This window comes from Halorubrum sp. C191 (assembly GCF_002727095.1).
Lineage (GTDB): Archaea > Halobacteriota > Halobacteria > Halobacteriales > Haloferacaceae > Halorubrum > Halorubrum ezzemoulense.
This window is the reverse complement of record NZ_NHNZ01000055.1, coordinates 46285-56176: the sequence shown is the minus strand read 5'-3', so window position 1 is coordinate 56176 and position 9892 is coordinate 46285. Positions and strand designations below refer to the sequence as shown.

Below are 9892 nucleotides of genomic sequence, written 5' to 3'. Positions count from 1 at the left end.
TGAGCGATCCTCTGGGAACCACGGGTCGCCGCCTGCCCACTCATCCGGGAGAATACTCCCACCCAGCCCACGGACATACGTCCGTGGGCTTTTTTGATGTATAGCGAGCAGCGAGGGCGCTGACGCGCGACCGCTAGGCTTAAACGCTCCACAGCGACAGCTCCGGATCAGTCCGAGAAACCGCCGATATCGCCTGCCGGACAGCGTGAGAGGTCGCTTCGTACCGGTATCCGATCGACAGCAGCGGGTCGTCGGCCCGCCGCACCGAATGCGCGGACAGTGATCGTCTCGGCGCGAATCGTATCAGTACTAATAGTTTCGTCAGTAAGTTTATCAGTTCTGTCGCTGAACCCAAGTGTAATGGGCGGACCGAACGGCACGGTACGGCTGTTCTGTGGCGAGCAGCCGTCGGTTCGCGACGGAGTGGACTCGGACCGTGTCGTGTCCGTCCTGTTTGGGACCGACGTGGAAAGGTGGCGGAGCGGCTGGGATCGAGCGCGAGCGAGACCGCCCGACAGAGAGGCGGTAGTGGACGTGAACGACATCGCTCGGAGCGGGACCGCCGCGTCGACGCAGGTCGTACCGAACAACGGCCTCGCTTACACGGTCCTCGGCGGGACCGTGGAAAGCGAACGGGTTTTCGACGCCGTCGCCGACCACTTCGACGGCGTCCCCGATGGCGCGATCGATGTGGTGGTCGACGACCTCGCGCCCGTCGCCGCCCGGGAAGGCGTCGACTCGGCAGTCGCGTTCGTGGACCGTCTCCTCGAGCGGTTTGTGGGGAGAGTGGGTCGGATTTCGATGGGGTGCTCGTTCGAGATCCCCGTGGAGTTGCTGTCACGAGTCGGCGCCCGCGCCGATGTCGTCGTCGGGCCCGACGCGGAGGCGGTGACGGCGGTCGAACGGCTCTCCCGCGAGGATCCCACGACGTTCGGGTACGTCCGTCGCCACTGGGTGGAGGCCAAACGCGGCATCGAGACGTGCGACCGAAACTACCCGCAGTCGAAGCAGGTACACGCCGCGCTGGCGGACCCGGAGACGACGCCGCGAACGCTGGGGGCGACGCTGTCGGGGATGGTCACGCTCGGCGCGCTCGAAACGTGGGGAGACACCGTCGGCCCGACCCGGTACGATCTCACCGCGTACCGGCCGAAACGGACGTGGGCGCTCGGTGCGGCGATCGCGACGGGCGTCTCAGACGACTGAAGGCGGGGTCGTACCGCAGTAGACGCGCTACTCTTTTGATCCGTCCCGAGCGTCCGCCTCCGCGACGCGTTCGAGGTCGGCATTCACCACAGTCCCGTTCGGCTCCAGCGTCACGCTCCCGAGCGATGCGGTCTCGCCCGTGTCGTACCGCGCGGCGACGGCCTCCAGCGTCGCTTGTCGGTCGAGCCGCTCCCACACGGCCTCCGCGATGAGCGACTGGAACGCCTCTGGGTCGGTCCATCCGGCGTCGATATCTGATGGAACACCGACGACGACGCGCAGTTCCGTTTCGGTGACGCGGATGCCGACGCCGAACGTGTCCGCACACATGTGTGCCGGTTCGCGTCGCGGAGTGAAATCACCGTCGGCGTCGGTCGCTGACCGAGGATCACGGGAGTATCTGCGTCGCGTCGGTCGATCGGCTCTCGAAAGCCGTAAGCAGTCGCCGTTCGAAGCGTCGTGGAACCCGATGACCTCGAACCCGGCGGTGTCACCCAAGGCGGCGCTGGCGACGGCGGTCGCAGCCGTGAGCGCGGGCGCCATCCTCGTCCGTCTGAGCGAGGCGCCGAGTTCGGTCGCCGCCTTCTATCGGGTGTTGTTCACGACGGTGCCGCTGGGGGCGGTCGCTGCGTGGCGGTATCGAGCGGATCTCGCGCGGATCCGGCCCCGCGATCTCGCGTTCGCGGCCCTGTCCGGGGTCGCGCTCGCGGTTCACTTCGCGGCGTGGTTCGAGAGCCTCCGGTGGACGAGCGTCGCCGCGAGCGTGACCCTCGTTCAGGCGCAACCGGTGTTCGTCGCGCTCGGCGCCTGGCTGCTGTTGCGCGAGCGCGTTACCCGCCGCATGGCGGCGGGTATCGCCGTCGCGGTGGGCGGGATGGTGTCGATGTCGTTCGGTGACTTCCTCAGCGGCGTGGCGGTCGGCCCCCGTCCGCTGTACGGAAACGCGCTGGCGTTGACCGGGGCGGTCGCCGCCGCGGGCTACGTGTTGGCCGGGCGGTCGCTGCGGCAACGCATCTCGCTCGTCCCCTACGTCACGGTCGTGTACGGCGTCTGCGTGCTCGTCTTGCTCTCGTTCGTCCTCGCGGCGGGACATCCGCTTACGGGATACCCGCCTCGGGAATGGCTCCTGTTCGTCGGCCTCGCGGCCGGTCCGGGACTACTCGGCCACACCGTTCTCAACTGGGCGCTCGCACACCTCGAGTCGAGCGTCGTCTCCGTCTCGCTGCTCGGCGAACCGGTCGGGGCGACGCTGCTCGCCGTCGCGTTCCTGTCGGAGACTCCGACGCCGGCGACGGTCGTCGGCGGGTGCGTCGTTCTCTTGGGGATATACGTCACGGCGGCCGCTGACCGGTGACAGCGTTTTCAGCGTCGATATTTTGGGGTAAACGTTGAAACCGTCTGGCCGGTTGATTAAGATATGGACCGGCGAACGGTCGTCGCGTTTGTAGGAGAAAATGCCCGCGCGAGCGACCGCGTAACGCGCGCGGTCGACGCCGCTTGGAAGGGGCCCGACGGACCGACGGTTCGGACGTTCGCCCCGGCCGATCTGGGTGAGGAACGCGACGACGAGGGCCCGCTGAACGACACCTGCGGTGTCGTCGTCACCGCCGCGGCGGCGGCCGACGACGCGGTAACGGAGCGGCTCGCGGCGCTCCCGTCAAACGTGCCGGTGATCGCGCTCGTCGAGGACGCGACGACGGAGACGATCCGCGCCCTGCTGGCGGCCGGCGTCGACGACGTGGTCACCGTCGACGACTGGGCGCTGTCCCCCGACGAGAGCGACGCCGTCCGGTCGCTCGCCGAACGCCTCGCGGGACTGTTAGAGCCCGACCGCGTCCAGCTCGGAACCGACGATGTCGCTCGCCTCTCTGAGGTCTTGCTCGACGCCGGGACGACGCTGATGAGCACCCGCACCGACGAGGTCGGAACGAAGATCGAGTGGACGATGGAGAACGTCGGCGAGCACGCCGAGCTCAACCGGATAATCTGTTACCGAGAGGAGGACGGGCAGTTCGTGCCGGCGTACAGCTGGTGTCCCGACGGCTTCGACCCCGCCCCGAGGCGGTTCGATGACTTCCCAGACCCCGACCAGCTGTCGACGTTCGGCAACGTCGCTCGGGGGGCGGCTCCTCCGCGCGGTGAAGACGTCTCGACCGCTGACACTGACGAGGCGGGTCCGCCGGCGACGGTTCACGTACCGCTCGTCGTCGACTGGGAGCTGAGCGGAATCGTCGCTTTCGAGTCCGACGACTACCGGACGTGGACCGACGACGAGGTCGACCTGTACCGTACTCTCGGGGATCTGGTCGCGCACACGATCGCGCGCAACGACCGTCGGGCGGCGCTCCGCCGACAGGCGGAACAGCTCGAGCAGTTCAGTGCGGTCGTCTCACACGATCTCCGGAATCCGCTAAACGTGCTCTCGGGGTACCTGTCGCTCTCCGAGGACGAGCTGACGCCGTCGCGATACGATGCCATGAGCGGCGCGGTCGACCGCATGGAAACGCTGATCGACGATCTGCTCATGCTCGCGCGGCGCGGGGAGGCGATCGGCGAGACGGAGTCGGTTCCGATCGAGGCCGTCGCGAAAGACGCGTGGGCGTCCGTCCGGTCGCCCGAGGCGACGCTCACTATCGCGGATGAGGTCGGTCAGGTCGAGGCCGACCCGGGACGACTCCGGCAGGCGCTGGAGAACCTCTTCCGGAACGCGATCGATCACGCGGGCCGGGATGTGGCGATAGAGATCGGCCCGCTCACCACGGAGGACGGCCGCCGCGGGATGTACGTCGCGGACGACGGTCCGGGGATACCGGTCGAACTCGCCGACACGGTCTTCGACTCCGGCGTCTCGTCCGCCGACAGCTCAGGGATCGGGCTGGCGATCGTCGACCGGATCGTGGAGGCCCACGAGTGGGACATCGAGGCCCGAAACGACGACGGCGCGGTCTTCGAGCTCACGTTCGGCGCGAGCGCGACGCAGGTCGCGTCGGCGTAGCGGATTCGCTCGGTGTCGGCGGCGGCTCCGTGACGCCGTTATGCGTCGGAGAACCGGTCGACGGTGCGCCGGTGACGGTCTCGGAACATGCCCTCGAACCCGATTTTCGCCGCGGGTCCGACGAAGTCGCCGAGCGGGCCGAGCGGCAGTCGATACGCGACCGTATCGACGAGCAGGGTCTCGTCCCCGTCGGCGTAGAACGCGTGGGTGTGCTGCCACCGTCGGAACGGTCCGTCCTCCATCTCGTCGACGAACCGCGCGGAGCGCTCGGGTGGGGTCTCCCCGTCGGGGTCGCGCTCGACGATGCGCGAAGTCCACCGCTGACGCGGGCCCGCTCCGAACGGTCGGACCGACATCTCGATCGCCGATCCGGCGACGAGAACCCCCGGATCGGACTCGCCGTCCGGTCCCTCCACGCCGTCGATGTGGAGGCGCATCCAGTCGGGGGTGAGTTCGCGCAGTCCGTCGACCGTGGAGTGGAATGCCCACACGTCTTCGACCGGAGCGGGCACCCGAATCGTCCGCCTGTACGTCGGCATACGTCCGGTACGGTGCGGTCGGACAAAAAGCCGTCCACGGCGGGCCGCGACCGAAACTCGCATGCCTGCGCGCGCGCTGATCGAATACGATGGAACGCGGGGCGATCGACGTCGGCGATCTGGCTGGACCGTTCGACCTTCAGGCGACCCTCGAAAGCGGCCAGAGTTACCTCTGGAACCGGTCCGACGGCGACACGTATGACGAACTTCACGCGCACGGCGGCGACGCGTGGTACGAGACCGTCGTCGATCCGATCCCCGGGGTGACCGACGAGCGCGTCGCGGTGCGGGTCCGACAGGAGGGAGGCGTCCACGACGGCACCCTCCGCTGGGAGGCGTCGACGGACGTTGAGCCGCTGTTGACGCACCTGCTCCGGCTCGACGACGACCTCAACGCGATCCTCGACGCCACGCCAGATCTGCCCCTGCTGGAGCGCGCGTACGACGCCTACGAGGGAATGCGACTGACCCGCGACCCGGTCTTCCCGTGTCTGATCTCGTTCATCTGTTCGGCCCAGATGCGGGTTGCCCGGATCCACGGGATGCAGCGCCGGCTCCGAGAGACGTACGGGGACGCAGTTCGACTCGACGACGAGACGTATCGGGCGTTCCCGACGCCCGAGCAGCTGGCGGCGCGGACGGAGGACGAACTCCGTGATCTCTCCTTGGGCTACCGCGCGCCGTACGTCCAGCGGACCGCGGAGATGGTCGCGACGGGCGAGGCCGACCTCTCGGAAGCGGCCGATCTCCCCTACGAAGAGGCCCGCGAGTCGCTCACGCGGTTCGTCGGCGTCGGTGACAAGGTCGCCGACTGCGTACTGCTGTTCTCGCTGGGATTCCTGGAGGCGGTGCCGTTGGACACGTGGATCCGCACCACCATCGAGGAGTATTACCCCGACTGCGACCGCGGGAGCTACGCTGCGACCTCCCGCGCGATCCGCGAGCGCTTCGGGGGCGAGTTCGCCGGCTACGCCCAGACGTACGTGTTCTACTACCTCCGCGCCGGCGGCGAGTGACCGGCGCGGCGCCCGGAGTCCGGCGCGGCCGAAGTTTGATACTCGTTCGCGTGGTACGCACAATCGTGATGGACTGTCGAGTCGTCGTCGAGGCCGCGGTCCCGGTGTACGACGTGGAGACCGCCGACGAGGCGGTCCGGATCGCCATCTCGAAGACCGGTGAGATGCTCAACCCGGACCTCAACTACGTCGAGATCGACACCGGGACCCGGACGTCGCCGAGCGGCGAACCGCTCGATCCGGCGTTCGTCGCGGCCGACGAGGCGCTCGTCGCCTTGGAGCTCCGGATGGACGTGTTCAACGTCGACCGCGGCGAACACGCCAGCCGCGTCGCGCGAAAGGAGATCGGGAAGCGACTCCGCAACATCCCGCTGAAGGTCCTTACCGTCACCGAGATCGGTCCCGAAGAGAGCGACCGCGCCGACGACGCGTCGACCGCGACAGGGAAGTCAGCGTCGGGCGACGAGGAGTCGAGCCGCAGCGACGGATCGGCACTCAGCGGCGGCGAGGAGCATGAGGAGTTCTGAGCCGGTCGCCTCCGTGCTGCCGGCTCTCGACGGGAGCGGCCGCGACGCTGGTCGGCGTTTGGTGCGGTCGGCGAGGAGCGGTACGCGGTAAACGTCTCAGTCGGCCGTCGGGGCCAGCGGCTCCGATTCGGACGACTCCATCGGCTCAGTGATTCCCTCTGTCAGCTTGAAAACGGCCGCCTTGTGGTCGGTCTTCGATTTGTGGATCGACGTCGGTTTCACGCCCAGTTCCTCGTAGGCTTCGAGGTCAACGTCGTCGTCCCAGAACTCGCACTGTTTTCGTACCTCCGCGAGGAGACCGTGAAGATGGATGAGCTCCTGCTTCTTCATGAGTACCAGTCCTTTGCTACCGGAGGTTTATATTATTATCTTGAGTAACGTTACCACACTATCCGCGTATTTCGCGAGTAGCAACGCGGAGAAGTGGGTTCTCGATAGATCGTTCAGGATCGTTTCCCGCGATCCGTCGCTACCCGAGGTCGACGACGATCAAAAAGTCGTTCGCGAGACGCCGACCGTGTGCGGTCGGGGCTCCGGTCTCAGGGGTGGTCGAGCCCGCGACCCGGCACGGCGCTACTGGAACTGTCTGACGGCTTCGAGGTCGCGCTCGGTTCGCATGAACTCGGTCAGGCGCCGCGTCGCGTGACACGCCGGACAACTGAAGTTAGACCGCAGGTCCTGAAGCTCGGCCGGGTTGTCCTGCCACTCCTTGCCGCACTCCGGACAGACGAGTCTGACGAACGCATCAACCATGTCACCCTGTACAGTCGGCCGCGTTAAAAACGTGGGTGGCGATCGGGGGTCGAGTGTCGAGCCCGACGAGACCGACATCGAACCGAGTTCCTGACGGCGCCTCAGGCGCTCGCGGCGCCGCTCGCGTCGAGGAGCTCCTTGTATCGATTCCGGATGGTGACCTCGCTGATGTCGGCGACCTCCGAGACCTGACTCTGCGTCACCTTCTCGTTCGACAGGAGCGCGGCGGCGTAGACGGCGGCGGCGGCCAGTCCGACCGGCGACTTACCGCTCGTGATCCCGGCGTTCGCGGCGTCGTCGAGCAGTTCGCGTGCGCGCCGCTCCGTCTCCTCCGAGAGGCCGAGCCGCGAGACGAACCGCGGGACGTAGCTCGTCGGGTCCGCCGGCTGGACGCGCAGTCCGAGCTCGCGGATGACGTACCGGTACGTCCGCGTGAGCTCCATCTTCTCGACACGGGAGACCGTCGTGAACTCGTCGAGGCTCCGCGGGTTCCCCACCTGCCGGGCTGCGGCGTACAGCGAGGCCGTCGCGACGCCCTCGATGGAGCGGCCGGGAAGCAGGTCCTCGTCGAGCGCGCGGCGGTAGATGACGCTCGCGGTCTCGCGGACGTTGTCGGGGAGGCCGAGGGCGCTGGCCATGCGGTCGATCTCGCCGAGCGCCTGCTTGAGGTTGCGCTCCTTGGAGTCGCGGGTGCGGAACCGCTCGTTCCACGTCCGCAGCCGCTGCATGCGGCGTCGCTGCCGGCCCGAGAGCGACTTGCCGTAGGCGTCCTTATCCTGCCAGCCGATGTTCGTCGAGAGCCCCTTGTCGTGCATCATGTTCGTCGTCGGAGCGCCGACCCGCGACTTGCTGTCTCGCTCGTTCGAGTTGAACGCGCGCCACTCCGGCCCGCGGTCGACCGAGTCCGCCTCGACGACGAGCCCGCAGTCGTCACACACCGTCTCGCCGTGCTCCGTGTCGGTCGCGAGCCGACCGCCGCACTCGGGGCAGGTCGTGGTGGGCTCGCGCTCGCTCTCCGTCGGCTCCGCGACGGCCGCCGACTCCGACGCCCTCGTTCGCGTGCGCTCGCCGCCCGCGGACGCGTCCGCGGAGTCCGCCCGTCCTTCCCGTTCCGTGCCGCCGTCGCTGTAGGTATGTGTCTCTGTCATGGGTGTGCTCCGACGATCCCCCGACGAAAATACAGCGAGGTCCGCGAATCGCCAGCTCGTTAACGTATAGTTAGTCGCAAAAGTATATAAATATATCTATAATTGAGCGCGGCGTTGCGACCGGAAGCGGCTTCATACGTCGGTGTACGCGGATATGTGACCTCGACCTCGTCCTATCCGCGATCGGTGATGTCCCGGAGCGGAGTCGTGCGACCGTATTTATACTTCACTCTCAGTGACCGCCCCCACGCAGCGAGGCCGGTCCTCGACTCAAGGGGCCGGTCGGCGCCCCACCCGAGGTCCGTGTGCCTGAGAGGCCACCGGGTACAGCGCCGACCTCGCTCGCACCGTCGACCGTCACCGCTCGTCGACCGCGGCGCGCGCGAGCGCGCCCGCCAGCACCTCGGTCGCCGCGGCGCAGTCGTCCCAGTCGGTCCACTCTCGGGGGTTGTGCGAAATCCCGTCGCGGGACGGAGCGAACAGCAGCGACGCGTCCGTGACGCGCGCGACCCGCATCGCGTCGTGCGCCGCGCCCGAGTGGAGGTCGATCGCCTCCCGCCCGGCGGCGTCGGCGGCGCCGTGTGCGGCCCCGCGGAGCCGGTCGCTCATCGGCGTGGGCGCAACGTCGAACGGTCGCTCGAACGCGGTCTCGACGCCCCGCTCGCGCTCCAGCCGCGCGAGCGAGTCGCGCGCGGCCTCGACGATCGCCTCCATGGATCCGGCCTCGACGTCGCGGATATCCACGCCGGCCTCGACGCGGCCGGGAACCACGTTCGTCGCGTTCGGCGCGACCGACAGCGACCCGACGGTGCCCACCGCCGAGGGCGACGAGGACGCCACGACCTCGTTCGCGGCGGCTTCGACGTCCAACACGAACTCGCTCGCGGCCGCGAGCGCGTCGGTCCGCTCGTCCATCGGGGTCGCGCCCGCGTGGTTCGCCTCGCCTTCGATCGCTGCCTCGCAATGGGTGATCCCGGTGATCGTCGTCACGACACCGACCGCCGCGCCCGCTTCCTCCAGCGTCGTGTCCTGCTCGATGTGGAGCTCGTAGAACGCCGCCCACGACGCGGGATCGAGCGTCGTCGGGTCGCCGTCGTCGTCGGTCGGCGTGGCGGCGTCGACGGCGTCGCCCCCGCGGTAGCCGATCCGGTCGAGCGCCTCGCCGAGCGTCTCTCCGCCAGCGTTCGACAGCGCGAGCGCGTCGTCGAGCGCCGTCTCGCTGGTCGCGACTGACGAACCGAGGAGCCCGTTGCCGAAGCTGCCTCCCTCCTCCTCGGTGAAGCTGACGACGGCGACCGGTCGGTCCGGCTCGGCCCCTGCGTCACGCATCGCGCGGACCGCCTCCAACGCGGCGTACACCCCGAGCGGGCCGTCGAAGATCCCGCCCTCCGGCACGCTGTCGAGGTGGCTCCCCGAAACGACCGGAGCCGCCTCGGGATCGGCGCTCGCCGGGACCCACGTCCCGAGGACGTTTCCGACCGCGTCGACCGCGACGTCGAGACCGGCGGCTCGAAGCCGTTCGACCAGCCGGTCCCTGGCGCGACGGTTCGCCTCGGATCCAGTGCGATTCGTTCGCGCGTGCGCGTCCGGATCGCCCGTTTCGACGCGGCCGAACGCCGCATTCGCCTCGATGTCCGCGCGGAGCCGGTCCGCGTCGACTGGGAGCGTCATACCTGAGCCGGGCGCTCCGCGATCAAAACGGTTCGGG

The 9892-nt window shown here is 68.4% G+C and carries 11 protein-coding genes; 5 read left to right on the top strand and 6 right to left on the bottom strand.

Annotated elements, in window-relative coordinates; translation table 11 throughout:
- Positions 1-360: 360 nt before the first annotated feature.
- The gene (locus tag Z052_RS05245; RefSeq protein WP_241897903.1) at positions 361-1206 is read left to right on the top strand and encodes a hypothetical protein; all 846 of its coding nucleotides are present in this window, start codon (positions 361-363) and stop codon (positions 1204-1206) included.
- Between the two features lie 27 nt (positions 1207-1233).
- Here the strand turns inward: Z052_RS05245 and Z052_RS05240 are convergent, their stop codons facing one another.
- Positions 1234-1536, bottom strand: coding sequence for a hypothetical protein (locus Z052_RS05240; RefSeq protein WP_049929308.1), 303 nt, complete (start codon positions 1534-1536; stop codon positions 1234-1236).
- Positions 1537-1675: 139 nt separating this feature from the next.
- On the opposite strand from Z052_RS05240, the gene Z052_RS05235 reads away from it, so the two are divergent.
- Positions 1676-2560: a DMT family transporter gene (locus tag Z052_RS05235; RefSeq protein WP_086219116.1), complete on the top strand. Its 885-nt coding sequence runs from the start codon at positions 1676-1678 to the stop codon at positions 2558-2560.
- A 63-nt stretch (positions 2561-2623) separates the two neighbouring features.
- A complete protein-coding gene (locus Z052_RS05230) occupies positions 2624-4201 on the top strand; it encodes a HAMP domain-containing sensor histidine kinase (protein ID WP_094521359.1) in 1578 nt (525 codons plus the stop codon).
- A gap of 38 nt (positions 4202-4239) precedes the next feature.
- Here the strand turns inward: Z052_RS05230 and Z052_RS05225 are convergent, their stop codons facing one another.
- On the bottom strand, positions 4240-4740 hold the full coding sequence (locus tag Z052_RS05225) for an SRPBCC family protein (RefSeq protein ID WP_049929311.1): 501 nt from the start codon (positions 4738-4740) through the stop codon (positions 4240-4242).
- 89 nt (positions 4741-4829) lie between these two features.
- On the opposite strand from Z052_RS05225, the gene Z052_RS05220 reads away from it, so the two are divergent.
- Together Z052_RS05220 and Z052_RS05215 are read left to right on the top strand one after the other, a co-directional pair.
- Positions 4830-5756, top strand: coding sequence for a DNA-3-methyladenine glycosylase (locus Z052_RS05220; RefSeq protein WP_049929312.1), 927 nt, complete (start codon positions 4830-4832; stop codon positions 5754-5756).
- A gap of 68 nt (positions 5757-5824) precedes the next feature.
- Positions 5825-6283, top strand: coding sequence for a DUF555 domain-containing protein (locus Z052_RS05215; protein ID WP_086216559.1), 459 nt, complete (start codon positions 5825-5827; stop codon positions 6281-6283).
- Positions 6284-6379: 96 nt separating this feature from the next.
- Here Z052_RS05215 and Z052_RS05210 read toward each other — a convergent pair whose 3' ends face one another.
- The 4 genes from Z052_RS05210 to Z052_RS05195 form a co-directional block, all read right to left on the bottom strand.
- On the bottom strand, positions 6380-6613 hold the full coding sequence (locus tag Z052_RS05210) for a UPF0058 family protein (protein ID WP_004598519.1): 234 nt from the start codon (positions 6611-6613) through the stop codon (positions 6380-6382).
- A gap of 243 nt (positions 6614-6856) precedes the next feature.
- Positions 6857-7036, bottom strand: a complete 180-nt coding sequence (locus Z052_RS05205) for a hypothetical protein (RefSeq protein WP_049929314.1) — start codon at positions 7034-7036, stop codon at positions 6857-6859.
- A gap of 101 nt (positions 7037-7137) precedes the next feature.
- Positions 7138-8184, bottom strand: a complete 1047-nt coding sequence (locus tag Z052_RS05200; protein ID WP_094521358.1) for a transcription initiation factor IIB family protein — start codon at positions 8182-8184, stop codon at positions 7138-7140.
- Between the two features lie 357 nt (positions 8185-8541).
- Positions 8542-9855, bottom strand: coding sequence for a Zn-dependent hydrolase (locus Z052_RS05195; protein WP_086216560.1), 1314 nt, complete (start codon positions 9853-9855; stop codon positions 8542-8544).
- Between the last annotated feature and the right edge of the window lie 37 nt (positions 9856-9892).

Bases quoted from the DNA above. Each gene is read 5' to 3' on its own strand.
- Z052_RS05245 (WP_241897903.1), top strand. From the start codon at position 361: ATGGGCGGACCGAACGGCACGGTACGGCTGTTCTGTGGCGAGCAGCCG.
- Z052_RS05240 (WP_049929308.1), bottom strand. From the start codon at position 1,536: ATGTGTGCGGACACGTTCGGCGTCGGCATCCGCGTCACCGAAACGGAA.
- Z052_RS05235 (WP_086219116.1), top strand. From the start codon at position 1,676: ATGACCTCGAACCCGGCGGTGTCACCCAAGGCGGCGCTGGCGACGGCG.
- Z052_RS05230 (WP_094521359.1), top strand. From the start codon at position 2,624: ATGGACCGGCGAACGGTCGTCGCGTTTGTAGGAGAAAATGCCCGCGCG.
- Z052_RS05225 (WP_049929311.1), bottom strand. From the start codon at position 4,740: ATGCCGACGTACAGGCGGACGATTCGGGTGCCCGCTCCGGTCGAAGAC.
- Z052_RS05220 (WP_049929312.1), top strand. From the start codon at position 4,830: ATGGAACGCGGGGCGATCGACGTCGGCGATCTGGCTGGACCGTTCGAC.
- Z052_RS05215 (WP_086216559.1), top strand. From the start codon at position 5,825: ATGGACTGTCGAGTCGTCGTCGAGGCCGCGGTCCCGGTGTACGACGTG.
- Z052_RS05210 (WP_004598519.1), bottom strand. From the start codon at position 6,613: ATGAAGAAGCAGGAGCTCATCCATCTTCACGGTCTCCTCGCGGAGGTA.
- Z052_RS05205 (WP_049929314.1), bottom strand. From the start codon at position 7,036: ATGGTTGATGCGTTCGTCAGACTCGTCTGTCCGGAGTGCGGCAAGGAG.
- Z052_RS05200 (WP_094521358.1), bottom strand. From the start codon at position 8,184: ATGACAGAGACACATACCTACAGCGACGGCGGCACGGAACGGGAAGGA.
- Z052_RS05195 (WP_086216560.1), bottom strand. From the start codon at position 9,855: ATGACGCTCCCAGTCGACGCGGACCGGCTCCGCGCGGACATCGAGGCG.